The sequence below is a fragment of the Xanthomonas sp. NCPPB 3569 genome, assembly GCF_041475645.2.
Lineage (GTDB): Bacteria > Pseudomonadota > Gammaproteobacteria > Xanthomonadales > Xanthomonadaceae > Xanthomonas > Xanthomonas phaseoli.
Genome location: NZ_CM192969.1, coordinates 3381476 through 3408439, shown reverse-complemented (window position 1 = coordinate 3408439; position 26964 = coordinate 3381476). Strand labels below are relative to the sequence as shown.

Annotated in this window: 21 protein-coding genes; 15 read left to right on the top strand and 6 right to left on the bottom strand. The window is 65.3% G+C overall.

Going from position 1 to position 26964, the window contains the following annotated elements:
• The first annotated feature begins 155 nt into the window (after positions 1–155).
• From ACCQ03_RS14820 to ACCQ03_RS14800, 5 genes are all read left to right on the top strand, one after another.
• Complete coding sequence (locus tag ACCQ03_RS14820) at positions 156–2765, top strand: bifunctional aspartate kinase/diaminopimelate decarboxylase (RefSeq protein ID WP_057686969.1); 2610 nt, start codon at positions 156–158, stop codon at positions 2763–2765.
• Entirely contained in the window at positions 2749–3207 is a 459-nt protein-coding gene (locus tag ACCQ03_RS14815; protein WP_017157219.1) for a hypothetical protein, read from the top strand. Before ACCQ03_RS14820 ends, ACCQ03_RS14815 begins: the two co-directional genes overlap by 17 nt.
• Positions 3204–4565, top strand: coding sequence for a UDP-N-acetyl-alpha-D-muramoyl-L-alanyl-L-glutamate epimerase (gene murL / locus ACCQ03_RS14810; RefSeq protein WP_209225940.1), 1362 nt, complete (start codon positions 3204–3206; stop codon positions 4563–4565). Before ACCQ03_RS14815 ends, murL begins: the two co-directional genes overlap by 4 nt.
• On the top strand, positions 4546–5952 hold the full coding sequence (gene murD, locus ACCQ03_RS14805; protein ID WP_057677926.1) for a UDP-N-acetylmuramoyl-L-alanine--D-glutamate ligase: 1407 nt from the start codon (positions 4546–4548) through the stop codon (positions 5950–5952). Before murL ends, murD begins: the two co-directional genes overlap by 20 nt.
• Before the next feature lie 318 nt (positions 5953–6270).
• Entirely contained in the window at positions 6271–7071 is an 801-nt protein-coding gene (locus ACCQ03_RS14800; protein ID WP_209225942.1) for a dienelactone hydrolase family protein, read from the top strand.
• A gap of 199 nt (positions 7072–7270) precedes the next feature.
• On the opposite strand, the gene ACCQ03_RS14795 is transcribed toward ACCQ03_RS14800, so the two are convergent.
• Positions 7271–8269, bottom strand: a complete 999-nt coding sequence (locus ACCQ03_RS14795; RefSeq protein ID WP_057662341.1) for a polyprenyl synthetase family protein — start codon at positions 8267–8269, stop codon at positions 7271–7273.
• 275 nt (positions 8270–8544) lie between these two features.
• On the opposite strand from ACCQ03_RS14795, the gene ACCQ03_RS14790 reads away from it, so the two are divergent.
• Entirely contained in the window at positions 8545–9072 is a 528-nt protein-coding gene (locus ACCQ03_RS14790) for a single-stranded DNA-binding protein (RefSeq protein ID WP_017157214.1), read from the top strand.
• Between the two features lie 284 nt (positions 9073–9356).
• Here the strand turns inward: ACCQ03_RS14790 and ACCQ03_RS14785 are convergent, their stop codons facing one another.
• Positions 9357–10904, bottom strand: coding sequence for a sensor domain-containing diguanylate cyclase (locus ACCQ03_RS14785; RefSeq protein ID WP_170922401.1), 1548 nt, complete (start codon positions 10902–10904; stop codon positions 9357–9359).
• Positions 10905–11112: 208 nt separating this feature from the next.
• Here ACCQ03_RS14785 and ACCQ03_RS14780 point away from each other — a divergent pair, with 208 nt between their 5' ends.
• The 8 genes from ACCQ03_RS14780 to ACCQ03_RS14745 all read left to right on the top strand — a co-directional run bounded on the left by ACCQ03_RS14780 (position 11113) and on the right by ACCQ03_RS14745 (position 20655).
• Entirely contained in the window at positions 11113–12120 is a 1008-nt protein-coding gene (locus tag ACCQ03_RS14780; protein WP_209225945.1) for a zinc-dependent alcohol dehydrogenase family protein, read from the top strand.
• 409 nt (positions 12121–12529) lie between these two features.
• Positions 12530–13180: an aldehyde dehydrogenase iron-sulfur subunit PaoA gene (paoA, locus tag ACCQ03_RS14775; protein WP_057677929.1), complete on the top strand. Its 651-nt coding sequence runs from the start codon at positions 12530–12532 to the stop codon at positions 13178–13180.
• Positions 13177–14127, top strand: coding sequence for an FAD binding domain-containing protein (locus tag ACCQ03_RS14770; protein WP_057677930.1), 951 nt, complete (start codon positions 13177–13179; stop codon positions 14125–14127). The genes paoA and ACCQ03_RS14770 overlap by 4 nt, the downstream gene beginning before the upstream one ends.
• Before the next feature lies 1 nt (position 14128).
• Positions 14129–16336, top strand: a complete 2208-nt coding sequence (paoC, locus tag ACCQ03_RS14765) for an aldehyde oxidoreductase molybdenum-binding subunit PaoC (protein ID WP_057677931.1) — start codon at positions 14129–14131, stop codon at positions 16334–16336.
• Positions 16333–17337: an XdhC family protein gene (locus tag ACCQ03_RS14760; protein WP_209225947.1), complete on the top strand. Its 1005-nt coding sequence runs from the start codon at positions 16333–16335 to the stop codon at positions 17335–17337. The genes paoC and ACCQ03_RS14760 overlap by 4 nt, the downstream gene beginning before the upstream one ends.
• 404 nt (positions 17338–17741) lie before the next feature.
• Positions 17742–18350 (top strand): nucleotidyltransferase family protein, encoded by a 609-nt coding sequence (locus ACCQ03_RS14755; protein ID WP_057686970.1) that lies wholly within the window; start codon positions 17742–17744, stop codon positions 18348–18350.
• A gap of 670 nt (positions 18351–19020) precedes the next feature.
• Positions 19021–19236 (top strand): hypothetical protein, encoded by a 216-nt coding sequence (locus ACCQ03_RS14750; protein WP_057677934.1) that lies wholly within the window; start codon positions 19021–19023, stop codon positions 19234–19236.
• A 168-nt stretch (positions 19237–19404) separates the two neighbouring features.
• Positions 19405–20655, top strand: a complete 1251-nt coding sequence (locus tag ACCQ03_RS14745; protein WP_209225949.1) for a DUF819 family protein — start codon at positions 19405–19407, stop codon at positions 20653–20655.
• A gap of 323 nt (positions 20656–20978) precedes the next feature.
• Here ACCQ03_RS14745 and ACCQ03_RS14740 read toward each other — a convergent pair whose 3' ends face one another.
• Both ACCQ03_RS14740 and ACCQ03_RS14735 read right to left on the bottom strand, forming a co-directional pair.
• A complete protein-coding gene (locus ACCQ03_RS14740) occupies positions 20979–22163 on the bottom strand; it encodes a Tle-like phospholipase domain-containing protein (RefSeq protein WP_209225951.1) in 1185 nt (394 codons plus the stop codon).
• A gap of 36 nt (positions 22164–22199) precedes the next feature.
• The gene (locus tag ACCQ03_RS14735; RefSeq protein WP_162267533.1) at positions 22200–23009 is read right to left on the bottom strand and encodes an ankyrin repeat domain-containing protein; all 810 of its coding nucleotides are present in this window, start codon (positions 23007–23009) and stop codon (positions 22200–22202) included.
• Between the two features lie 211 nt (positions 23010–23220).
• Between ACCQ03_RS14735 and ACCQ03_RS14730 the strand changes: the two genes are divergently transcribed.
• On the top strand, positions 23221–23925 hold the full coding sequence (locus ACCQ03_RS14730) for an HAD family hydrolase (protein WP_057677937.1): 705 nt from the start codon (positions 23221–23223) through the stop codon (positions 23923–23925).
• Between the two features lie 570 nt (positions 23926–24495).
• Here ACCQ03_RS14730 and ACCQ03_RS14725 read toward each other — a convergent pair.
• Positions 24496–24720 (bottom strand): YbdD/YjiX family protein, encoded by a 225-nt coding sequence (locus ACCQ03_RS14725; protein WP_003488133.1) that lies wholly within the window; start codon positions 24718–24720, stop codon positions 24496–24498.
• Positions 24720–26792: a carbon starvation CstA family protein gene (locus ACCQ03_RS14720; RefSeq protein WP_057677938.1), complete on the bottom strand. Its 2073-nt coding sequence runs from the start codon at positions 26790–26792 to the stop codon at positions 24720–24722. The genes ACCQ03_RS14725 and ACCQ03_RS14720 overlap by 1 nt, the downstream gene beginning before the upstream one ends.
• Positions 26793–26964: the final 172 nt, after the last annotated feature.

The following is a 26964-nucleotide window of genomic DNA, read 5'->3' as shown; positions in this document are numbered from 1 at the left end:
GCGCGGCGATGGTTGCAGTGCAAACCGATACGGCAGTGGACGTGCGACGGAACGCTGTGATCGCACTCGGGGTCATGCGAGCGGCATTGGCAGTAGAATCGGAGGTTCCGCTCGGCATCCTGGGCATCTTCCCCCCATCCTAAACGCCTATCTCAATGTCAGCTCCCCACTCTACCGATCGTTGGATCGTCCTCAAGTTCGGCGGCACTTCGGTGTCGCGTCGTCATCGCTGGGACACGATTGGAAAACTGGCGAGCAAACGGGCGAACGAGACCGGCGGTCGCGTGCTGGTGGTGGTGTCCGCATTGTCGGGCGTGACCAACGAGCTCACCGCCATTGCCGACGGCGCCGCCGATAGCGCACAGCGCGTGGCGGCACTGGACCAACGCCATCGCGACTTCCTGGCCGAGCTCGAACTGGACGCCGATGCGGTGCTGGGCGAACGACTGGCCGCGCTGCATGCTTTGCTGGGCGACGCGCGCGCTGCAACGCGCACGCTGGAGTGGCAGGCCGAGGTGTTGGGGCAGGGCGAGTTGCTGTCCTCCACCATCGGTGCGGCGTATCTGCATGCCAGCGGCCTGGACATGGGCTGGCTGGATGCGCGCCAGTGGCTGTCGGCGCTGCCGCCGCAGCCCAATCAGAGCGAATGGTCCAAGCGCCTGTCGGTGTCGTGCCAGTGGCAGTCCGATGCGGAGTGGCGCACGCGTTTCGCCGCGCAGCCGACACGCTTGCTGATCACGCAAGGTTTCATTTCGCGGCATGCCGATGGCGGCACAGCGATTCTGGGACGTGGCGGTTCGGATACCTCGGCGGCGTACTTCGGTGCGCTGCTCGGCGCCAGCCGGGTGGAAATCTGGACCGACGTGCCCGGCATGTTCAGCGCCAACCCGAAGGAAGTGCCCGACGCACGCCTGCTGACCCGGCTGGATTACTACGAAGCGCAGGAGATCGCCACCACCGGCGCCAAGGTGCTGCATCCGCGTTCGATCAAGCCGTGCCGCGATTCCGGCGTGCCGATGGCGATCCTGGACACCGAACGCCCGGATCTGCCGGGCACCAGCATCGATGGCAATGCCGAGCCGGTGTTGGGCGTCAAGGCGATCAGCCGCCGCAACGGCATCGTGCTGGTGTCGATGGAAGGTATCGGCATGTGGCAGCAGGTCGGCTTCCTGGCCGATGTGTTCACGCTGTTCAAGAAGCATGGCCTGTCGGTGGATCTGATCGGTTCGGCCGAGACCAACGTCACCGTGTCGCTGGATCCTTCGGAAAACCTGGTCAACACCGATGTGCTGGCGGCGTTGTCGGCGGATCTGTCGCAGATCTGCAAGGTCAAGATCATCGTGCCGTGCGCGGCCATCACGCTGGTCGGGCGCGGCATGCGTTCGCTGCTGCACAAGCTCTCCGATGTGTGGGCCACGTTCGGGCAGGAACGCGTGCACATGATTTCGCAGTCGTCCAACGACTTGAACCTGACTTTCGTCATCGATGAAGCCGATGCCGACGGTTTGCTGCCGATCCTGCACGCGGAACTGATCGACAGCGGCGCGATGCCGGTCAGCGAGGGCGAGGTATTCGGCCCGCGCTGGCGGCAGATCATCGGCTCGGTACGTCCGCGTCCCACGCCGTGGTGGCATGCCGAGCGCGCGCATCTGCTGTCGCTGTCCAAGGCCGGCACGCCGCGTTACGCGTACCACCTGCCCACGGTGCGCGCGCGTGCGCATGCGCTGGCGCAGATTGCCGCGGTGGATCAGCGCTATTACGCGATCAAGGCCAATGCGCATCCGGCCATCTTGATGGCGCTGGAACAGGCCGGCTTCGGGCTGGAATGCGTCTCGCACGGCGAATTGCGCCGCGTATTCCAGGCGCTGCCGGAACTGTCGCCGCGGCGCGTGCTGTTCACGCCGAGCTTTGCGCTCAAGGCCGAATACGAAGCGGCCTTCGCGCTGGGCGTGACGGTGACCGTGGACAACGTCGAAGCGCTGCGCAACTGGCCCGAGGTGTTCCGTGGCCGCAATATCTGGCTGCGCATCGATCTGGGGCACGGCGACGGGCACCACGAGAAGGTCAACACCGGCGGCAAAGCGTCCAAGTTCGGCCTGTCGTCCACGCGCGTGGATGAATTTGTCGAGGTGGCGCGCACGCTCGAACTCACCATCACCGGCGTGCATGCGCATCTGGGCAGTGGCGTGGAGACCGGCGAGCACTGGCGGATGATGTACGACGAGTTGGCCGGCTTCGCGCGCCGTATCGGCACGGTGGAAACCATCGATATCGGTGGCGGCCTGCCGATTCCGTACAGCGCCGAAGACGAGCCGTTCGATCTGGAGGTGTGGGCCAAGGGCCTGGCCGAGGTCAAGGCCGTGCATCCGGGCTACCGCCTGGCGATCGAGCCGGGCCGCTATCTGGTGGCAGAAGCCGGCGTATTGCTGGCTAGCGTCACCCAGGTGATCGAGAAGGACGGCGTGCACCGCGTGGGCCTGGATGCGGGCATGAACACTTTGATTCGCCCGGCGTTGTACGACGCCTGGCACGACATCGAAAACCTCAGCCAACTCGACGCGCCGGCCGATGGTACGTTCGATATCGTCGGGCCGATCTGCGAATCGTCGGACGTGTTCGGCAAGCGTCGCCGGCTGCCTGCGACCACCGCGCCGGGCGATGTGGTGCTGGTCGCCGATGCCGGTGCCTACGGCTACTCGATGGCCAGCACCTACAATCAGCGCGAATTGCCGCGCGAAGAGGTGATCGATGCGCCCACTGGCTGAGTTCGTCGCACTCAGCACGTTGGCCGGTGGCGTGGCGATGGTGTTTTCCACCGCCATCGACATCGCCGGGCAACCGGCCCCGTGGACCGATAGCTTGAAGTGGGCAATCCCCGCGTTGGTCGCTGCCGGCATCGGCGCGTGGAGCGCAGCGCTCTGGCAGCGTCGGCGTGCCCAGCGGGCACGAGCGCAGCACGCCGGCGGCATGGCATTGCGCACCGTGGTGCTGGGTGCGCTTGGCTATCTGCCGGCGCTGCTGCTGTATCTGCTGGTCGCGTTGGCCATCACCGGCGACGCAACGGTGATTCGCTCGGACGTGATGCTGCTGCTGTTCGTGATCGGTTGCCTGCCGCTGCTATGGGCGGCGGTGCCGTTTTCCATGATTGAATATGTCCTGTGCCGACGTTATCTGCGTCGTGTACGTGTTTCTGCAGGTAGTCCATGAGTGCTTTCGACAAACATCAGATGTCCACCTTCCGTTTCGTGCGTTGCGCACTCGACGCGCAGACCGGCGTGGCCACGCTGGTGTATGCCTTCGATCAAGGCCCGGAGCTGGTCGAGACCGTGGCAGTGCCGGGCGCCCCTTTTGTGCTGGAAGGCGCGCAGGCGACTGCCGTGCAACAGGCGTTGCGGCTGCTGCATCTCATTGCAGGGGTCAGTTATTTCAAGGCTGCTGTGCCGCCGAACATCGCCATCGACAGCTACGCCATCGATGCCGAGACGGCCGCGCTGGTGGAAAGCGTGTATCTGCACGGCCTGGGCGAATTTGCCTACCGAAATGGCTTGCATCTGCACGGCAAGATCCACTTCCCGGTGGCGGTGGCGGCGCAGGCCTCTGCCGCCGCGCCGGCAGTGGGGTTGCGCGAGCATGCGCTGGTGGCGATCGGTGGCGGCAAGGATTCGCTGGTCAGCATCGAGGCGCTGCGCCAGGCCGGCGTGGCGCAGACCGTCAGCTGGATCGGCGGTTCGCAACTGATCCGTGCCTGTGCAGAACGCACCGGTTTGCCGGTCCTCAACATCGGCCGCGTGCTGGCACCGGAATTATTCGAACTCAATCGCCAGGGCGCGTGGAACGGGCATATCCCGGTGACCGCGGTGAACTCGGCCATCCTGGTGCTGGCGGCGCTGCTCAACGGGGTGGACCAGGTGGTGTTCTCCAACGAACGTTCGGCCAGCTATGGCAGCCAGATTCCCGGCACCGGCGAGGTCAATCACCAGTGGTCCAAGGGCTGGGCGTTCGAGCAGGCATTCGGCGATTACGTGCAGCGGCATGTGGCGGCCGATCTGCGCTATTACTCGTTGCTGCGGCCGCTGTCCGAGTTGGCGGTGGCGCGGCAATTCGCCAAGACCGATCACTACGACGCGCACTTTTCCAGCTGCAACCGCAACTTCCACATCATGGGCGAGCGCCCGGTGCATCGCTGGTGCGGCGTGTGCCCGAAATGCCATTTCGTGTTCCTGGCGCTGGCGCCGTTCATGCCCAAGACGCGGTTGGTCAACATCTTCGGACGCAATCTGCTCGACGATGCGACCCAGGTCGGCGGCTACGACGCGCTGCTGGAATTCCAGGACCACAAGCCGTTCGAATGCGTGGGCGAAGGCCGCGAATCGCGCGCGGCGATGGCGGTGCTGGCCAGCCGCGCCGAGTGGAAGGAGGACGCGTTGGTGAAGCGCTTCATCCGTGACATCCAGCCGCAACTCGACCCAAGTGATCTGCAGGTCGAGCCACTCATGGCCATCGATGGCGAGCACCGGGTTCCGTCGACGCTGTGGGAGCGCGTGCGTGCGAATTTCGCAGCTTGAAGGCAAGACCGTTGCGTTGTGGGGCTGGGGGCGCGAAGGACGCGCAGCGTATCGTGCGCTGCGCGCGCAGCTGCCGACGCAAGCGCTGACGGTGTTCTGCAACGCCGAAGAGGCGCGCGAGATCGAGGCGCTGGCAGATGCGGCCTTGCAGGTGGAAACCGATGCCAGCGCGCAGGCGCTTGGGCGATTCGAGATCGTGGTGAAGTCGCCCGGCATCAGCCCGTATCGCGCCGAGGCACTGGCAGCTACCGCGCAGGGTACGTGCTTCATCGGCGGCACCGCGTTGTGGTTTGCCGAACACGCGCAGGCGGACGGCAGCGTGCCTGGCGTCATTTGCGTGACCGGCACCAAGGGCAAGAGCACCACCACCGCGCTGCTGGCGCACCTGCTGCGCGCGGCCGGGCATCGCACCGCATTGGTCGGCAATATCGGCCAGCCCTTGCTGGAAGTGCTGGCACCGCAGCCGCCACCGGCGTATTGGGCGATCGAGTTGTCCAGCTACCAGACCGGCGATGTCGGGCGCAGCGGCGCGCGCCCCGAGCTGGCGCTGGTGTTGAATCTGTTTCCCGAGCATCTGGACTGGCATGGCGACGAAGCGCGCTATGTGCGCGACAAGCTGTCGCTGGTAACCGAAGGCCGGCCGCGGATTGTCTTGCTCAACGCTGCCGACCCGCTGCTTGCCGGGTTGCAGTTACCCGATAGCCAGGTGCGTTGGTTCAATCATTCCGCCGGCTGGCATCTGCGTGGCGACGTGGTGTACCGCGGCGAGCAGGCCATTTTCGATACCGCCGATGTGCCGCTGCCGGGCGAGCACAACCGCCGCAACCTGTGCGCGGTGCTGGCGGCGGTAGAGGCCTTGGGCCTGGATGCGGCGGCACTTGCGCCGGCGGCAGCGAGCTTTCGTCCATTGCCGAACCGCTTGCAGTGGCTGGGAAGCGTGGATGGCATCGGCTACGTCAACGATTCGATCAGCACCACCCCTCATGCCTCGCTGGCGGCACTGGCGTGCTTTGCGCAGCGACGCGTGGCGCTACTGGTTGGTGGCCATGATCGCGGGCTGGATTGGCACGATTTCGCCCAGCAGATGGCGCAGCGGGCGCCGCTGGAAATCGTGACCATGGGCGCCAACGGCCCACGCATCCATGCATTGCTGGCGCCGCTGGCCGAGGCGGGGCGCTTCGGCTTGCATGCGGCCAACGATCTCGAACACGCCATGGGACTGGCGCGCGCTGCGCTGGGCGAGCAGGGCGGCGTGGTGCTGCTCTCGCCGGGGGCGCCCAGCTTCGGCGCCTACAGCGACTACGTAGCCCGCGGCCGGCATTTCGCCCAGCTGGCAGGGTTCGATCCGGCAGCGATCAGCGCGATTGACGGATTGGGTATCCACTAGAAGCCGCCGACAGGAACCGGCGCGGTTCACCTCCAGGCAGGCGCGGCCGTGATGTCTCACCCCGATAGCGCCGCTCCTGAGCGCTGTCCAAGGTTCACCTGAGGGCTGTCCGCTACGTGTTGCTGCCTGGCCCAGTTCCGAGGCCAAGGCGTTGCCCGGGTCGCCCCGAAAACCGTAGCTCGCCACGGATGCGGATGCGGATACGCCCGGTGCGCTTGGCCCAGCCAACTGGCCGCGCCGCTGCCGGCCGCGCCGATGATGACCCCTCCTGCACGGTGCCAGCGCCTACACTCGCCACACCATCCTGGGAGCAAGCACATGTACAAGCAACGGACATGGCGTGGCGTTGGGTTGATCGGTGTCCTGGCTTCGCTGGCCTTCCCCGCAGCAGCGGCGATGCAGGCCAAGCCGCTGGAATGGAAGATCGGCAAGGACACCTACAGCGGCGTGCTGGTGTACGACGATGCCGGCGATGTCAAGCGCCCGGGCCTGGTGATGGTGCCCAACTGGCGCGGTGTCAACGACTCGGCGGTGACCAAGGCCAAGCAGCTGGCCGGCGACGATTACGTGGTGCTGGTGGCCGACGTGTACGGCAAGGGCAAGCGCCCGGCCAATGACAGCGAGGCTGGGCAATTCGCTGGCGCCCTGAAAAAGGATCCGCCGGAGCTGCGCGCACGCGCGCTCAAAGCGGTAGAGGTGCTCAAGGCGCAGGCCGGCAAGGCGCCGTTGGACGCAGCGCGCATCGGTGCGGTGGGCTTCTGCTTCGGCGGTACCACGGTGCTGGAACTGGTGCGCTCAGGCGCGCAGCTGGCCGGTGTGGTCAGCCTGCATGGCGGCATCGCGACTCCCAGCCCGGCCGCCGCCGGCTCGGCCAGGACGCCGCTGCTGGTGCTCAACGGTGCCGACGACAAGAGCGTGAGCAAGGCGGATATCGCCGCGTTCGAAACCGAAATGAATGCCGCCGGCGCGGATTGGCAATTCGTCAATTTCAGCGGCGCGGTGCATTGCTTTGCCGAGGCAGATGCCAACAGCCCGCCGGGCTGCCTGTACAACCCGCGCGCGGCCAAGCGGGCGTATCGCATGCTGGGCGATTTCTTCGACGAGCGGTTTGGGCGATAAGCCGGGATTGGGGATTGGGGAGTCGGGACTCGCAAGAGCGAAGTCCCGTCTTTCAGCGAATCAAACCCCTGAGTTTTTGCTCGGGGGTTGCGCTGATCAACCATTCGGCTAACCGATGTCGGGACTCGCAAAACCGCGATCAAGCCGCCTTTGCGAATCTCCAATCACAAATCCCGTCCGGCGCGCCCAGCGCGCCGGATCAGTGCGTGCGCTCGACCGCGTAGCGCGCCAGGCCGCGCAGTGCCGCCACGGCAGGGCTGGGCGGCAGGGTTTCCAGCGCCTGTTCGGCGGCAGCGGCGTATTCGGCCGCGCGTTGACGGCTGTAGTCCAGCCCGCCGGTGGCATGGATGGCTGCCAGCACTTCCGGCATGGCCGCTGCATCGCCTTGCTCGACGATCTGTCGCAGGCGCTCTCGGGTGCTCGCATCCGAATGCGCCATCGCGTGGATCAGCGGCAGGGTTGCCTTGCCTTCGGCCAGGTCGTCGCCCAGGTTCTTGCCCAGGTCCGCGGCCTCGGCGGCATAGTCGAGCACGTCGTCGGCGATCTGGAAGGCAAAGCCCAGCTGCATGCCGTAGTCGTACAGGTGCTGCTGCACCTGCGCACTTGCGCCGGAGGCAAGCGCACCCAGACGCGTGCCGGCGGCGAACAGCACCGCGGTCTTGCGCTCGATCACGCGCAGGTAGGCGGCTTCGTCGGTGTCCGGGTTGTGCACGTGCAACAGCTGCAGCACCTCGCCTTCGGCGATGCGGTTGGTGGTGTCGGCCAGGATCTGCATGACTTGCATGCGGTCCAGTTCGACCATCAGCTGGAAGCTGCGCGAATACAGGAAGTCGCCCACCAGTACGCTGGGCGCATTGCCCCATAACGCATTGGCGGTGCTGCGTCCGCGGCGCAGGTCCGACTCGTCCACCACGTCGTCGTGCAGTAGCGTGGAGGTATGGATGAATTCGATGATCGCCGCCAGTTGGTGATGCTCCGGGCCGGAGCCGCCAGCGGCGTGGCCGGCCAGCATCACCAGCATCGGGCGCAGGCGCTTGCCGCCGGCAGAGATGATGTGGTCGGCAATCTGGTTGATCAGCACGACGTCCGAGGCCAGACGGCGGCGGATCAGTGCGTCGACCGCGGCCATGTCGGGCGCGGCGAGGGACTGGATCTGGGGCAGGCCCAGCACGGTGGGGAGGTCTTCGGCGATGGTCATGCGCAGGCGTTCGTGATGTGGGCCGATTATAGGTGCCCCGGCCGGATCCGTCCCGCCAGGCACGCCCGGCATCTTCACATTTGCCGCCCTGCGCAGTTGGGACGTTACCCGCAAAGGTCCGTGCGGGCTGGATTTCCGACCCTTGGCAGGGCACTTGCCGGGCAGCGCCGCGCGGCAACCTGCCAGGACCGCCGAGCGGCAGGTGCGGTAACATTGCCGCACAGACATTCATCGTTGCGCGCTCCCGGCGCCAGCGCATCATCTCGGAAGCACCTATGGCCCGCGGCATCAACAAAGTCATCCTCGTCGGCAACCTCGGCAACGATCCCGATACCAAATACACCCAGGCCGGCATGGCAATCACGCGCGTGAGCCTGGCTACCACCAGCATGCGCAAGGACCGCGACGGCAATAACCAGGAACGTACCGAGTGGCACCGCGTGGTGTTTTTCGGAAAGCTGGGCGAAATTGCCGGCGAATACCTGCGCAAGGGGTCGCAGGTCTATGTCGAAGGCGAACTGCGCTACGACAAGTACACCGGCCAGGACGGCGTGGAGAAGTACAGCACCGACATCGTCGCCAACGAGATGCAGATGCTCGGCGGCCGTGGTGAAGGCGGCGGTGGCGGGATGGGCGGCGATCGCCCGCAGCGCTCGGCACCGCGTCAGCAGGGCGGCGGCGGTGGGCAGGGCGGTGGATACGGTGGCGGTGGGCAGGACTATGCGCCGCGCCGTCAGCAGCCGGCCCAGCAACAGTCGGCACCGCCGATGGACGATTTCGCCGACGACGATATCCCGTTCTGAGGACCGTTCGTCGTTGCGTCATCCAGGAAGGCCCGCATTGCGCGGGCCTTCTGCGTGATGGGAAGTACGCGCAGACAGCGGCCGGTTTGGGCAGGATGTTGGCAAGAGCCTGGCGGGTGTCGCGCGTGCTCGGAGGCGCGCGCGGTGTGCGTGCAGCGCCCATCCATCGCAGGCTTGCGCGCAACGCACGCGGTGGGTGCGCCGTCGATGCGTTGCTCAAGCTCGCGACATCCACCTCGCGACAGCCGCCTGATCTCTACGGCAGGTTCGGCGTCCCTGCAGGTCTAGGCCGACGTGCGATTGCGTCCCTTCTGCTTGGCGCGATACAGCGCCGAATCGGCGTCCTGCACGATGCCGTTGGGGCTCAGCGGCGCTTCGCCCGGTTCGAACGTGGCTGCGCCGATGCTGACGGTGACGTGCGCGCTGGTGGGGCTAGACAGGTGCATCAGGCCGAGCTCGGCAACCGCATTGCGCACGGCGTCGGCCAGGCGCAGCGCGCCGGCGGCATCGGTGTGCGGCAGGATCATGCCGAACTCTTCACCGCCGTAACGCGCGGCGAGGTCTTCGCTGCGGCGCGAGCATCCGGCAATGGCGCCTGCGATCAGGCGTAGGCAGGCATCGCCGTTCACGTGGCCATAGGTGTCGTTGTAGAGCTTGAAGTGATCGACATCGATCATCAGCACCGACAACGGCGCCTCCAGGCGAACCGCGTCCTGCAATGCACGCGATAATCGGTGGTCGAAGGCGCGACGATTGGCGATGCCGGTCAATGCGTCTACCCAGGCTTCGGTGCTCAGCTTGGCCTCGTTGCGATGCATGCGGCGCAGTTGCAGGTCCAGCCAGATCCCCACGCCCAGCAGCAGGGTGCAGCCCAGTGCGGCCACCACGATGCGTTGGCGCGCGGCTTGCCGCCAGTTCGCCAACGCATCGTCCACCGAAACGCCGGTCAGCACGGTCAGCGGATAGGGTCGCGCAGGCGCAAAGCTGGAGATGCGCTCCACGCCGTCGATCGGCGAGCGATAGGTGGCGGTGCCGTGCCTGCGTGCGCGCATGGTCACGTAGATCGACGTCCCCGCGATCGAGGTGCCGATCACGCCCTGTTTGTCGGGCCGGCGCACCATCACGATGCCATCGTCGTTGGTCATGCCGATGGTGCCGTGCGGGCCGACTTCGAAGGTGCTGTAGTAGTTCTGGAAATACTTCAGCTGCAGGGTGACCAGCACCACGCCGGCGAACTCGCCACGGGGGGTATTGAGACGGCGGCTCAAGGTCATCACCCAGGAGCCGTCCGAGCGGCTCTGCACGGGCGGGCCGACCAGCGACAAGGCGTCGCGATGGTCGCGGTGGTATTTGAAATAGGCACGGTCGGCGTTGTTGTGCGTCCTGGGGGTGCTGTCCAGCGACGAGCTCACCCAACTGCCGTCCGCGGCATAGATGAAGATGCCATGCAGGCGATCGGAGCGGCGCGCTTCGCGCACCAGAAACTCATGCGTCGCAGAACGCGCGGCGCTGGAGCCCTGGTCGTGTTCGACCCGCGACACCAGCCCGGACAGCACTGCGTCGGCAATGGACAAGGTGTCGCTGGCATGCTGCGCCAGCGAATTGGCCAGATTCAACGACTGCGCCTGGGCGCTGCGCAGCGCGGTCGCGCGCTCTTCATGGATGGACCAGTATTCCGAACCGAGCAGTAGCATCCACGAGGCAGTCAGCACGAAATGCAGCGCGATGCGCTGAGCACGTTGCCGCCGCCGCTTGCTTGTTGACGTCACTGTGGCTACCTGTCTGGATACCAGGGCGATGCAACCGCCGTGCCAGCCTACGCGTGGCGGCACCCGCACCTCGATGGATCAACACGTGCAATGACAGATCTGTGATTGCTGCCTCGCCTTGCATGCAACAGCCCGCTTCCCGCGTCGCCACGCGCGGCAGCCGCTGCAGCGCATCAGCGCGCACGGCGACAGATGTCAGAGCCAGCTCGACTGCGTTTGCGTAACGGACAGCATGCTATTGCAGGCACTGAATCACGCTCAGGAGTTGCCCATGCAAGCCATTCGTCTTCGCCATCCGGCCGCCATCGCATCGCTGCAGTCGGTTGCATTGCCCGATCCGGGGCAACCTGCACGCGGTCAGATCCGCGTGCGCCTGCATGCCAGTTCGCTCAATTTTCATGATCTAGGCGTTGCGCTCGGGCAGATGCCGACCGCAGACGGGCGTATTCCGATGTCCGATGGCGCAGGTGTGGTGGAAGCGGTGGGGCCGGAGGTGGACGAGTTCGCGGTGGGCGATCATGTGGTCTCTACCTTCTTCCCGCAGTGGCTGGACGGCGAGCCGTTGCATGCCGGTTTTGCCACCACCCCGGGCGACGGCGTCGACGGCTATGCGCGCTCGGCGGTCGTCGCCGATGCGCAGGCATTCACCCATGCACCCCGCGGTTACAGCCACGCCGAGGCTGCGACGCTGACCACTGCCGGTGTCACCGCATGGCGGGCGCTTGCGGTCAATGGCCGGCTCAAGGCCGGCGACAGCGTGCTGGTTCTGGGCACCGGCGGCGTGTCGATCTTCGCGCTGCAATTTGCCAAGGCGATGGGAGCGCGCGTGATCGCCACATCCTCATCCGATGAGAAACTGGAGAAGGTGCGAGCGCTCGGTGCCGACCATCTCATCAACTATCGGCAGCATCCCGAATGGTCGGCGCAGGTCTTGGACATCACCGACGGGCGCGGGGTGGACCATGTGGTCGAGGTCGGCGGTCCGGGCACGTTGACGCAATCGATCCGTGCAGCGCGCGTGGGCGCGCACATCGCCTTGATCGGCGTTTTGACCGGTGCCGCTGGGCCGGTTCCGACTGCCGAAATGATGGGGCGCCAGCAACGCTTGCAAGGACTGGTCGTTGGCAGCCGCAGGCATCAACAGGACCTGGTGCGTGCACTCGACAGCTTGCCGCTGCGGCCGGTGATCGATCGCAGTTTTGCGCTGGATGAGATCGGTGACGCCTTCGCACTGCAGAAGGCCGGTAGGCATCTGGGCAAGATCACGCTGGAGTTCTGATCCAGCCTGCTGCACCGCGCGTCGGCGAAGCATTCGCACCGCCGACGCGCCAATTCACTCATCGACGTGTGCAAGGGCTGCCGCCTGCATGGCGCTGCTGGCGAGCACAACCAATGCTCCTCGGGTTCGTTCGCTGCTCGCCGTGACCAGTACGCGTGCACGCGCACTATTCCAGGAAACTGCTTGGCTGGCCCGTCCGACTCCAACGTCATCGGCGCATGGGCCGGTCCTCGCAGTGTTCATAGGCGCACGCAGCAACCATCGCCAATGCCGGTAAAGGCGGGCATTAGGATCCGGCCATACGCCGCTTCACGCCCACCCCCGCGGCCGCGCACTCACGCGCTTGTGACCGGCAGCGCTGCACATTTGTTGAGAACTGTAAAAGCCAGCATTGTTGGAGATGCCAGCCATGAGAGACATCAAGATGACCCGTCGCGAGGTATTGATCGCAGGAACGGCATCCGCAGCCAGCGTTGCCGCAACCCAATCGAGGGCGGCCACTGCGGCCACTGCGATGTCGCAGCGGCCGGCAGCCGAGCCTGCCAATGCATCCAGCCAGGTTGCTTTCGAGGTGAACGGCAAGCCGGTCACGCTGACATTGGATAACCGCACCACCTTGCTGGATGCGCTGCGCGAACATCTGCATCTCACCGGCACCAAGAAGGGCTGCGATCATGGCCAGTGCGGCGCCTGTACGGTCATCGTCGACGGCCAACGCATGAACGCGTGCCTGTCGCTGGCAGTGATGCACGAGGGCGCCAAGGTCACCACCATCGAAGGGTTGGGCACGCCGGACAAGCTACATCCGATGCAGGCGGCGTTCGTCAAGCACGATGGCTACCAATGCGGGTATTGCACGCCCGGGCAGATCTGTTCGGCAGTGGCGGTGCTGGACGAGGTGAAGCGTGGCATTCCCAGCCATGTCACCGAAGACCTCACCGGCAAGACCAGACTCACCACGCCCGAGTTGCAGGAGCGCATGAGCGGCAATATTTGCCGCTGCGGTGCCTATTCCAACATCGTTGAAGCCATCAACGATGTTGCCGGAGGCCGCGCATGAAGGCCTTTAGCTACGAGCGCGCCACCTCGCCAGCCGATGCTGCAGCCAAGGCCGCGCGTCAGCCCGGTGCCAAGTTCATCGCAGGCGGGACCAACTTGCTCGATCTGATGAAGCTGCAGATCGAAACGCCGTCGCATCTGATCGATGTCAACGGCCTGCGCCTGGATACCATCGAGGCCACGCCCGACGGCGGCCTGCGCATCGGTGCATTGGTGCGCAACACCGACCTCGCGGCCGACCAACGCGTGCGCCGCGATTACGCCGTGCTGTCGCGCGCATTGTTGGCCGGTGCCTCGGGACAGCTGCGCAATCGCGCCACCACGGCAGGTAATCTGCTGCAACGGACGCGTTGTCCCTATTTCTACGACACCAATCAGCCGTGCAACAAGCGACTGCCTGGCAGCGGCTGCGCGGCCATCGGCGGCTATAACCGTCAGCTGGCAGTGATCGGTGCCAGCGAGGCGTGCATCGCCACACATCCCAGCGATATGGCCATCGCCATGCGCCTGCTCGATGCCGTGGTGGAGACGGTACGCCCGGATGGGCAGACACGCGCGGTGGCCCTGTCCGAGTTCTACCGGGCACCGGGAACGACGCCGCATCTGGAAACCGTGCTGGAGCGCGGCGAATTGATCACCGCCGTTACCTTGCCCAAGCCGCTCGGTGGCATGCATGTGTATCGCAAGGTGCGCGACCGTGCCTCGTATGCGTTCGCCCTGGTGTCGGTGGCGACCGTCGTGCAGCGCGATGGCAGTGCACGCGTCGCAGTCGGCGGCGTCGCGCACAAGCCATGGCGCAGCGAAGCGGCCGAAACCCGATCGAAAGAGGGTGCCCGCGCCATTGCGTCCGTGCTGCTCGACGGCGCACAGCCCACCGAACACAACGCATTCAAGCTGCCGCTGGTCGAGCGCACCTTGGCCGCGATCTTGGCCGACACGAGGGCCTGATATGAAATTCGATACTCCCGCCGGCACCAACCCCATCGATCAGCTCACTGTCGTCGGCAAGCCCGTCGACCGTATCGATGGGCCACTCAAGACCACCGGGCAGGCCCCGTATGCGTACGAACATCACGACTTGCCGGGCCAACCCGCCTACGGGCACGTGGTGGGTGCAGGCGTCGCCAAGGGCACCATCCGCAGCATCGATCTGAGCGCGGCGCGCAAGGCGCCCGGCGTGCTGGGCATCGTGACTGCGCAGAACGCAGGCAAGCTGCAAAAGGGCAAGTTCAACACCGCCAAGTTGTTGGGCGGCCCCGAGATCGCGCATTACCACCAGGCCATTGCCGTGGTGGTGGCGGAAACCTTCGAGCAAGCACGTGCGGCCGGCCAGTTGATCAAGGTCGATTACGGTCGTCACGTTGGCGCCTACGATCTGGAAAAGGCCCGTGCCGGCGCCAAGGTGACCAAGAAGGGCGACGCGCCCAACAGCAATGTCGGCAACTTCGACGCTGCCTTCGCGTCGGCGCCAGTGCAGCTGGATGCCGAATACACCACACCCGATCATTCCCACGCGATGATGGAGCCGCACGCATCGATCGCCATGTGGGAGGGCGACAAGCTCAGCGTGTGGACCTCCAATCAGATGATCAACTGGGGTGCCGGCGATCTGGCCAGGACGCTGGGCATCCCGCGCGAAAACGTGCGGATCATGTCGCCGTACGTCGGCGGCGGTTTCGGCGGCAAGCTTTTTCTGCGTGCCGATGCAGTGCTGGCATCGCTGGCGGCCCGTCAGGTCGGACATCCGGTCAAGGTCATGCTGCCGCGGCCGCTGATCGCCAATAACACCACCCATCGCCCGGCCACGGTGCAACGTATCCGGCTTGGTGCCGGGCGCGACGGCAAGCTGACCGCGATTGCACATGAAAGCTGGTCGGGCGACCTGCCCGACGGCAGCCCGGAAATTGCCGCGGCACAGACGCAGTTGCTGTACGCCGGTGCCAACCGCCTGATTACCACGCGCCTGGCCGTGCTCGATCTGCCCGAGGGCAACGCGATGCGCGCGCCGGGCGAGGCGCCGGGATTGATGGCGCTGGAGATCGCGATGGACGAGATGGCCGAAAAGCTCGACATGGATCCGGTCAAGTTCCGCATCGTCAACGACACCCAGGTGGACCCGGAAAATCCGCAGCGTCCGTTCTCGCAGCGTCAGCTGATCAAGTGCCTGGAAGATGGTGCAAAGCGATTCGAATGGTCCAAGCGCAAGGCCAAGCCGGCCAGCATGCGCGACGGTCGTTGGCTGGTCGGCATGGGCGTTGCCACGGCGTTTCGCAATGCGCCGGTCATGACCTCCGGCGCACGCATGCGTCTGGAGCAGGGCGGGCGCGTGGTGGTGGAAACCGACATGACCGATATCGGAACCGGCTCCTACACCATCATTGCTCAGACCGCCGCGGAAATGCTCGGCGTCCCGCTCAACTGGGTGGACGTGCGCCTGGGCGATTCGAGCTTCCCGGCTTCTGCGGGCTCCGGTGGGCAATGGGGCGCGAACAGCTCCACCGCAGGCGTCTATGCAGCCGCAGTCAAATTGCGCGAAGCGGTAGCCAAGCAACTGGGCCTGAATCCGGCCGCTGCCGAATTTGCCGATGGCCATGTGCGTGCCGGCGGCAAGCGCATCGCACTCGGCGATGCCGCGGCCAACGGCGCGCTGGTGGTGGAAGACAAGATCGAATTCGGCGACCTCAGCAAGACGCATCAACTCTCCACCTTCGGCGCGCATTTCGTCGAGGTGGGCGTGGAGGTGGCCACCGCCGAAGTGCGCATCCGGCGCATGCTTGCCGTGTGCGCCGCGGGGCGCATCCTCAATCCCAAATCTGCGCGCAGCCAGGTCATCGGCGGCATGACCATGGGCGCCGGCGCGGCACTGATGGAAGAGCTGGCAGTGGACAAGCGCCTGGGCTTCTTCGTCAACCACGACCTGGCCGGTTATGAAGTGCCGGTGCATGCGGACATCCCGCATCAGGACGTGGTGTTCCTGGAAGAAAGCGACCCATTGTCGTCGCCGATGAAGGCCAAGGGCGTGGGTGAGCTGGGCATCTGCGGCGTGGCAGCGGCGATCGCCAACGCGGTCTACAACGCAACCGGCGTGCGGGTGCGCGACTACCCGGTGACCCTGGACAAACTGCTGCCGCACCTGCCCGAGATGCTGCGCGCGTGAGCGCGGTGGTTGCCCCGGTCACGCATGTGCCGTCGGCATGGCCTGCATGGCCGGGCTACGCGTTGCTCGACGATTTGTTGCCAACGCTGAGCGCCTGGCACCGTGCAGGGCAGCGCGTGGCGATGGCGACTTTGATCGATGTGCAAGGCTCCTCTCCGCGCCCGCTGGGGAGCGAAATGGCCATCTGCGCCGATGGGAGCGTGGCAGGCTACGTCTCAGGCGGCTGCGTCGAGGCGGCGGTGGCGCATGAGGCCATGGAAGCGCTGCGCGATGGTCAGCCGCGTTGGCTGGATTATGGCGAAGGCAGCCAAGTGCTGGACATCCAGCTCAGCTGCGGCGGGCGTATCGGCGTGCTGGTGTGGCCGGTGCCTGATCTGGGTGAACACCTCGCACGTTGGCGTAACGCGCGCCAGCATCGGCGCGCATTTCATGTGGCCTTGGATCGTGCGTCCGGCACGGTGCGTTACCTGGCAAATGCACAGGACGCACATGCGGGCGAATTCGTGCGCACCCATCGCCCGCCGTTACGGCTGGTGCTGGTGGGGGCCGACCCATCGCTACTGGCGCTGGTGTCGTTGTCCAGCCAGATGGGCATCGAAGTGCGCGTGTTGCGGCCGCATGGCCCTGGCGAACCCCCGCCGGGCTTGGCGTCCGAGCACTACGACCGGCGCGCGCTGGGCGATGCGCTGCAGGACCTGCATCTGGATGCCGATACTGCGCTGTATAGCCTGGCCCACAATGCCGAGATCGATCTGCAGGTTGCGCGGCGCGGCTTGACATCCCCCGTCGCCTGCATCGGCATCCTCGGCAGCCGGCAGAAGCGCGAAGGTCGTTTACAGGCGTTGCGCGCGCTTGGATACAGCGACGCCTCGTTCGCACGTCTGCGTTTGCCGGCGGGTTGGCGCATGGGGCGCTCGTTGCCACATACCATCGCGCTCGGCATCATCGCCGAAGCCACGCAGGCGGTGGCGGACGTGCAGGTCGTCACGGCAGGCCGCTAGTCGCTGGCTGCTTCTTCCGCGGGCGTGAGTCATCAAGGCGCATTGCAGCCGGTTGAGTGAAAGACGGCTACCTTCGAGCAGTATCGTGACTGGCTTCCGACAGCACGCAGCAATCTTCATCGCAATTGGAAAGACTTCGCTTCTACAACGGTGGCACGCGCAAGGTGTGGTCACCTCGCACGCACAGCCCGCGCTCTAGGCTGCAGCTGTCTTCCAATCAAGTAGCACGTCGCCATGACCCTTGTTCCGGATCGCCACGTCGACGTCTCGCGTGATGCCGTTCGCGTCAGTTCTCTCGCCGCCATTCGTTTCGCGCGTGGTGAGGTCGGCGAAAATCTCGGTACTCTCGCCGTCTCGCAAGCGACACCTCTCTTGGTCGCCGCCGCGGCAGCAGCGTGTTGCCCATGAGTGGTGATCACGCGGCACTGGTGCTGGGCGCCGGGGCAGGGCGCCGGCTTGGCCGCTCGAAGCAATTGTTGATGCGCGACGGCGAGCCGCTGCTGCGCCGCGCCGCACGCATCGCATTACTGACTGCGCCGCGCCGCTGCGTGGTCGCGCTGGGTGCCGATGCCGATACGTTGAGCGAGCTGTTGCAGGATCTGGATGTCGAAATACTCCGGCATCCCGACTGGGCCGAGGGCATGGGTTCCAGCCTGGCCGCACTGCGCCGGCACGTGCAGGGCGACCAGGCGTTGCGACGCAGCCTGATCCTGGGGTGCGATCAGCCTGCGCTGGATGCCCCGCATTTGCGCTCCCTGCTGGAAGAAGCCGATCGCGCCGTCTCCGGGTGTGCAACCAGTGGCTACAGCGGCGTGCGCGGCATTCCCGCGGTGGTCACGCATGCGGCCTGGGCGGATGTTCCGTTGCAGGCCGATAGCGGCCTGCGCGGCCTGTTCGCCAGCCTCGACCTGCAGAGCCTGGGGTGCGTCAGCGCCCCGGCGTTGGCGCTGGATATCGATACCCCTGCCGATCTGGCCGCCGCGCAGCAGCGCGGCTGGGTCGATGCGGACTGAGACGCCATGACGGGTATGCACCCAGATCTCTGGCAGCCTGTGCCCTGACACGACAGGCGCGGCGGCCGCGCGTAAACGGCAAGCACTGTCGCTACACGCACGAACGCTGGCGCGACCGGTACCGATCACCGACACCGGTCCAGGTGCGTTACCTATCCTTTTCGCCTATCAACCGACGTGCCCGGCCGACGCGTTCAACCGTGCATCAGCCTTACGACCACAGCACGACCGCTTCCCTGATCACCAACACATAGCCAATCACCATGGCGGTCTTGACCGAAAACTGGAATTTCCTAAGCAGATGCATGCAACCCCTCCCCAGAGGCAGTCTTCAAGAGCGACTGATCACCCACTACGCACCGTCCGCGCTCGTCTGACGGTTACTGATGACGCGGCGTTCACCAGTCCTGACCGAATGTAGCGCTGGACGTGATGTGTGTCACGTAAGAATTTTCCTACCGCCCTGCCAGTGTCAGCCCGACGGCATCGGCATGCGTAAAAGAACATCCTGGCTATGCCGGACGCGGGGCCATTGGCTACTCTCCCGCGGCCCCTTGAGTAAGGGCGCGCCGGCATACCGGACGGGAGAAAGCATTCCCATTCCTCGCGCATTGCGGCCCTACGCCCCGTGCGCCTCGCTCGACCGCTATACGCACTGGCCGGAGGCCTGATGGACGAGTCTCGTTATGTCGTACGTATCCACCCCGCACAGGGCGGCTGGTGGGTAACCCGCCCGCACTGGTTGCCGTTGCGGTATCTGCGCGAACAGGGCGCGCTGGACTTTGCCGAACTGGTGGCCAAGCTGCACTGCCTGACCACTGGCCAGCCCAGCGGCGTGGTGGTCAACACCGGCGGCGGCGACCGGGTGGTGCGGCGCTACGGCTGAGGCCGTAGAAAACCGGACCGCTTGCTGCAGGTAAGTCCTTGCCGACGGTGGCGTCTATCCGCAGCCGTGCCGGGTTTGCGCAGACGTCCGGGTCGGCTAGATTCGAGGGATCGGCCGCCTTGGTCCGGTCCGCACTCTGGCGGCTACCTTTCTGGATGTCCGCCTGTCGTGAATGCTGCCGGTGCTGCGCTGATTCAAAACGATATTGTCGTGTTCGGCCTGATCGCCGCCACCCTGGGCGCGGTGTTCTGGACGTCCGCGCGTGAGCAAGGATTCTGGCGGCGCTTCTACGCATGGGTGCCGGCCTTGTTGCTGTGTTATATGCTGCCGGGCATCTACAACACGGCCGGTTTGATCGACGGTGTCAACACACGGTTGTACAACCCGATCGCCCGCGACGTGCTGCTGCCTGCCGCGTTGATCCTGCTGACCTTGAGCATCGACCTGCGTGCGATCCTGCGGCTCGGTCCCAAGCTGGTGGCCATGTATCTGGGCGCATCGCTGAGCATCATGCTGGGTGCAGTGGTGGCGTTCTGGGCGATGGGCTGGCTGCATCCGGCCACGGTGGCCGGCGATACCTGGGCCGGCATGGCAGCGCTGGCGGGCAGCTGGATCGGCGGCGGCGCCAACATGCTGGCGATGCGCGAAGTGTTCGATGTGGACGCAACCACGTTCGGGCAGTTCGCCGTAGTCGATGTCGGGGTGGGCTATGTGTGGATGGCGGCGCTGATCTTCCTGGCCGGCCGCGCGCGCAAGATCGACGCACGCAGCGGTGCCGACACCCAGGCGCTGGACGCCTTGCGGGAGCGCATGGCGCGCTTCCAGGCCGAGCATGCGCGCATTCCCAGCTTGGCCGACCTGATGGTGATCGTGGCGGTGGCGTTCGGTGGCGTCGGCGTTGCGCATGCCCTGGCCAATCCTCTTGCCGCGTGGTGCAAGGCGCAGTTGCATTGGGCCAGCCAGTTCAGTCTGGACACGCCATTCGTGTGGGTGGTGGTGCTGGCGACCAGCCTGGGCCTGCTGCTGAGCTTCACCCATGCGCGCACGCTGGAGGGCGCGGGCGCGTCCAAGATCGGCACCGTGCTGCTGTATTTCCTGATCGCCTGCATCGGCATGCAGATGGATCTGCTGGCGCTGCTGGACCGGCCATGGTTGTTCCTGCTCGGCCTGATCTGGATTGCCGTGCATATCGCGGTGTTATGGGGGCTTGGCCGGTTGTTGCGGGTGCCGTTCTTCTATTTTGCGATCGGCTCGCAATCCAATATCGGTGGCCCCGCCTCCGCGCCGGTGGTGGCCGCGGCGTTTCACCCGGCATTGGCGCCGGTCGGCGTGTTGCTGGGCACGATGGGCTACGCCACGGGCACCTATCTGGCTTATCTGGTCGGTATCACCTTGCGGGCGATGGCGGGCGCTGGATAACGCGCGCTGCAACCCGCAACGCCACGACTCCGCGACTGGGTGCGGTATTACGCTGCCGTGCAATCGCCAGAGCGGCGGGGCGATGCTCGGCGTTGCGCCACGTGCCGCGCCGGCATGGCGCTTCTGCGCACCGTGCGCGATTGGCTGACGACTCCTGTGACACGGCGTCAGTTGCGTCGCGCTACGGTTCGAAGACGCGCGCGATTCTCAAAGACACGCTTCACTGCGCGAAGCCGACAGCGATTGCGCCCGACCTGGACGCGCTGCTGCCAGCCACGGGCAAGGCAAAGAGTGGCCCGCACATTGCGCGGGCCACCGGAGCCTTACTGCTGAATCACCCGGCGCTGTTCTTCCTGCTGTTGCGGCGGCTGTTGGGTGTGTTGCTGATTGTGCTGTTGCAACTGGCTGACGTTGGTCTGTGCCGGCTCGTTGGCCGCGGACGCTGTCTGCACATGGCTGCGCAGATGGGCCGGGTCGTCCATGCGCCCCTGTACCGCAATCAGGCTGTCGCCATCACGGTTGGGCACCAGGTGATCGATGCGCTGCAGGCCATCGTTGCCTGCACGCGCGGCCACGCTGGCGGCGGTATTGAGAAACGCGGTGTCGTCGCGCAGCCCCAGGCGGTCGCGTTGTCCATCCAGTTTCACTACCGCGTCGTTGAACAGCTGGCTGCCGGGCTGCAATGCGTTGCCGCGCGCCCGGTCCTGCAACTGCATGTCCTGCGCCTTCATCACCGAATCGATGCCGTGCAGATCCAGCCGGTGCTTGAGCATCATGCCCGGCACCAGGCGCTGGCCGAAGGACAACGGGTCCGGCTCCGGCAGTTCGATCTGATGACCGGCCGCATTGGGCATGGCCCATTTGAGCGGGATGCTGTCTTCCTGCAGATGGGTCAGGATTTCGTTCTTGACGTGGTAGCCGCGGATCAATTCGCTATTGGCGTAGTCCTTGGCCGCCGATGCATCCAGACCTTGGCGCTCCAGCGTGCGGTCGTTGACGCCGGCGGCGTTATAGGTCACCGCCGGAATGTCGTTGACCATTGCCGATGCCGCGGCCAGGCCGCCACCTAGCGAATGCCCGCTGATCACCACCTGGTCGCCGAACGCCTGTTTGGCCTGGCTGCCGAGCTGGATCGCCGAAGCGTATTGCGCATCGTCCAAGCCCAGGCCCTGGCCGATGTTGTGCTTCCAGTCCTTGCCTTCGTCGGTGCCGCAGAAGCCCAGCACCACCTGCCCCTGATCATTGCGATAGAACGCGGCATCGAAGCCGCTCTTGGCGTCGTGCAGCAGGGCAGGGTCGATGCCTGCTTGCTGCAGCGCGTGGTCGTCCATGCGCGACCAGCCGTTGGGCAAGGCGGCAAAGGTTTCGGCGCCGCCTTCGCGCCGTTGGGCGGCGGTGGCGTAGAGGTCTTGCAGCATCGCGGGGAACTGGCGGTCCTCCGGGTGCGGTTGTTGCCCGCGCATCGATTCTGCGAACGGGGTGGAAGAAGAAGATACTGACGGGCTCATGCGCGGCTCCTTGCGTTCGTCATGCGAAAAGCGCGCTTAGCGGCTGCTTTCCACGGGAATGTTGTGGGCGTTCAACCACGCGCGCACTTCCGACCTCACCTGCTGCCCGCTGGCATTGAGCAGGCGGTCCGGCGTGGTGAAGAAATACGCCTGGAAAGTCTTCTGCTGGGCATTGCGCACGGAGGGATCGACACCGGCCTTGAGCAGGGCGAGCACTGCAGGGCTAGCTGCACCACTTTGCGCTGCAAGGTGCAGCAGGCTGTTGCCGGTATGGTCGACGCGCTGTACATCCGCACCGGCCTTGATCAGCAAATCGATCTGCGCATCGCGCTTGCTCTGCACCGCGCGGAACAGCGGTGTCCAGCCCGCACGCTTGCTCACCACATCGATAGGCGCCTTGTGCTGCAACAAGATTTGCAGATATTCCAGGTCTTGGGCCATGGCGGCCATGTGCACGACCGTTTCCTGGTCCATGCCAGGCAACGACGGATCTGCGCCTGCATCGAGCAATGCGGCCAAGGAACGCGGTTGTTCGTTCCAGATTGCCCATTCGAGCAAGGTGACGTTTTGGTCGCCATGCGCGGCGAGATCGACAGTGGGGGCGAGTGCCTTGATCTGGGCAACATCACCGTGCGCAATGGCCTTGGCGATATCGGTCAGGGCGGGGTCGCGGAAGGCGACGGTGTGGTCCTGCAGCGTAGCTGACATGGTGGTTTGCTCCTTGGCACCGGCTGAGGCGGTGCATGAGACCGCGAAAAACGAGGTCGCAAGAACGAGCAGGGCAGGGAATCGCGGTTGCATCGAAATCTCCTTCTCCTGATCGCATTCCTGATGACGCTGCGGCAAGTCCCGCCGCAGCGGGGCAGATCCTAGCAGCTGCAAAAAACGCTTGCGGTAAGATTTCGTGACATGGCTTTTTGTGAAATGACGGTGTGGCGGGCCGCATGCTCGGGGCCGCCTGTCCCGGTAGTGCGCATGCTGCATGCTGCAAGCGGCGAAGGTATTCATGACGCCAGCCTGCTGCCCCACAGCCGACGGTCACACCCAGACCGGCATAATGGCGCTTTGCGAGCAGATGGGTGCAATGGCGTACGAGCTACTGATCAGTGACTGTGATGGCGTTCTTGTCGACAGCGAGATACTGGCCGACCGGGTAATGCGTGAGACGCTGGGGTCTTTCGTGCCAAGCGAGCCGCTGGAACAGCTGCTGGAAACCACCTTCGGGCAGACCACACGCGAGGTGTTGCGGCGGGTGGAAGAGCGCTTTGCGCTGCAGTTGCCGCAGACTCTGCTCGCGCAGATCCAGGCGCGCAGCGAGGCCTTGATCCAGGCGCAGGTGCAGCCGATCGCGGGCGTGCGCGAGGCGCTGGAACAGATTCCGCTGCCGTTGGCGGTGGCCTCCAATAGCCGGCGCCACAATGTGCTTGCCTCGGTGGAACGGGCCGGGCTCGCCGCGCGTGCGGCGGGACGTATTTTCAGCGCCGACATGGTGGAGCGGCCCAAGCCGGCGCCAGACGTGTATCTGCTGGCGGCACGCACCGCCGGCGTAGCGCCGGAGCGTTGCCTGGTCATCGAAGACAGCCCCACCGGTGCAACGGCGGCCGTGACGGCCGGCATGCAGGTGCTCGGGTTTACCGGAGCAAGCCACATTCCACCGGGGCATGGCGACACCTTGCGCCGCATCGGTGTGCTCGAGGTATTCGACGATATGCGGGATTTGCCTGCGTTGTTTGCGCGGCTGACGCGAAAGCGGGCTGGTTAAGACGGCAGCTTGGTGAGGGGCGTGCGGTGTCTGCGACACGCAGCGAGCCCGTCCCGCAAGCGGCGAGGACACCGCACTGGACAGTCGACTGGCGGCTGACGAAGGCAGCGCACTGCCGCGAACAGGTTCCTACACGTGTCGATGGGGTTTTTTGCTGCGGATTGATTGGCCATGACATCCGACAGGCATCGCGACGAAAGCGCATGAGCCAATACGCGATTCGTTTTATCGAGTCTCACAATGCGCTGCTCGTACCGCGCACACCGACCAGCTCGACTGGTTCTTGCCCGCCTACCGTAGGCGGCATAGGTGCCGCGCAAGAGCTTCCATGGATGGCTTCACGGCGTGTCTCGCGATAGCGGGCGGACAAGGGCCCTGCAGCACGCCCAGTTCAGCTCCTCTGCAACTGATCTATCGCAGTGCTTGATCACGGCAAGACACGTTTCATCAGTCGCCCCTAGCCCTTCCAGTGCGCTCGGTCGAGCCAACGCAACAGGGCGCGATTCGCATTGCGCCCTGTTGCGGGTCTACTTCTTGATTCGCCGACTAATTATTCACCAGCCGGCCACGTCAACAACACCGGAACCCACTCTTGCCGCCATAGCGCGCATCCTGGCGTTCGCGGAAAAAGGCGGGATAGTCCATCACCGGTTTATCGGGATGCTTTTCCAGCATGTGGCGCACGTAGTTGTCGTAGTCGGGAATGCCGCAGCACAGCCGCGCAGTCTGGATCAGGCGCCGCCAGATGCGGCGATGCGCCTGATAGTGACTGGCCAGGACGAGTTGCGTGCCCATTACAGGTCTGCCATCTGGTGCGGCTGCAACGCCACGTACGGGGTTTCGCGGTCGGTGCGTTGCGGGTTGCGGCGTGCCGCCACGATGGTCTTGATCGAATAGATCAGGATCGAGCCGACCACGAACAGGAACAGCACCGTCAGCCCGGTGTTGACGTAGGCATTGGTGACGATCTGCTGCATCTGCGGCACCGTCTTGGCTGGCGCGGTGATGGTATTGCTGGCGATGGCGGCCTGGAACTTGTGCGCCTGCGCTAAAAAGCCCTGCGCCGGGTTGCTGTCGAAGATCTTGATCAGCCCCGCGTAGGTCGTGCACAGCAGCAGCCACAGCGCCGGCACGATGGTGACCCAGGCATAACGCTCGCGCTTCATCTTGAACAGCACCACCGTGCCCAGCATCAACGCGATCCCGGCCAGCATCTGGTTGGAGATGCCGAACAACGGCCACAAGGTCTGGATGCCGCCGAACGGATCGATCACGCCGGTGTAGAGCAGGTAGCCCCACAGCGCCACGCAACCGGCGGTGGCGATGATGTTGGCGGTCCACGACTCGGTCTTCTTCAACGCCGGGACGAAGTTGCCCAGCAGGTCCTGCAGCATGAAGCGGCCGGCGCGCGTACCGGCATCCACTGCGGTCAGGATGAACAGTGCTTCGAACAGGATGGCGAAGTGGTACCAGAACGCCATGGTGTCTTCGCCCGGCAGCAACTGGTGCAGGATCTGCGCGATGCCCACCGCCAGCGTCGGTGCACCGCCGGCGCGCGCCAGGATGCTGTGCTCGCCGATATCGCGTGCGGTGGCCTCGAGCACCTGCGGGGTGATCGAAAAGCCCCACTCGCTGATCTTGGCGGCCACCGCCACGGTGTCGGTGCCGACCAGCGAAGCCGGGCTGTTCATGGCGAAATAGATGCCCGGCTCGATGATCGACGCGGCCACCAGCGCCATGATCGCCACGAACGATTCCATCAGCATGCCGCCGTAGCCGATGTAGCGCATGTGGCCTTCGTTGGCGAGCAGCTTGGGCGTGGTGCCGGAGGCGATCAGCGCATGGAAACCGGAGACCGCGCCGCAGGCAATGGTGATAAACAGGAACGGGAAGATGCCGCCCTTCCACACCGGGCCGTCGCCGGTGGAGGCAAATTGCGTGAGCGCCGGCATCTTCAGGTCCGGCATCACGACCAGGATGCCGATCGCCAGCGCCAGGATGGTGCCGATCTTGAGGAAGGTGGACAGGTAGTCGCGCGGCGCCAGTAGCAGCCACACCGGCAGCACCGAGGCGACGAAGCCGTAGCCGATCAGCATCCAGGTGATCTGCTTGGCGGTGAAGGTGAAGGCCGGGCCCCAGGTCGGGTCCGCCGCCACCTTGCCGCCCAGCCAGATCGCGCCCAGCAGCAGGATCAACCCCACCACCGAGATCTCGCCGATCTTGCCGACGCGGATGTAGCGCATGTACACGCCCATCATGATCGCGATGGGCATGGTGGCGATGACGGTGAACATGCCCCACGGGCTTTCCGCCAGCGCCTTGACCACCACCATCGCCAGCACCGCCAGGATGATGATCATGATCAGGAAGGCGCCGAACAGGGCGATGGTGCCGGGCACCTGGCCCATCTCCTCGCGCACCAGATCGCCCAGCGAGCGGCCGTTGCGACGGCTGGACAGGAACAGCACCACGAAGTCCTGCACCGCACCGGCGAACACCACGCCGACCACCAGCCACAGCAGCCCGGGCAGGTAGCCCATCTGCGCGGCGAGCACCGGGCCGACCAGGGGCCCGGCGCCGGCGATGGCAGCAAAGTGATGGCCGAACAGCACGTGCTTGTTGGTGGGCACGTAATCCAGGCCGTCGTTGTTGGCGACCGCCGGGGTGGCGCGGGTGATGTCCAGCTGCATCACCTTGTCGGCGATGAACAGGCTGTAGAACCGGTAGGCGATCAGGTAGATCGACACCGCCGCCACCACGATCCATAACGCGTTGATATGCTCGCCACGCCGCAGCGCGACGGTGCCCAGGCAGAACGCGGCCAGCAGCGCCAACGCGCCCCAGGCCAGCTTCGAGAACCCTTTCATGCATGCCCCTCAGGAACGATTCGTTCAAGGGTCCACCCACGCCCGGCCGCGGTCAATGCCAGGCGGGCGCAACGGGTTAGAACTTTGGTCGTAGAGTGCTGCGGTCACGGATCGGTTAGGGGCGCTGGCGCTGGCGGCGTTTGGAACGATCGGTTGCAATGGTCGCGGTTGG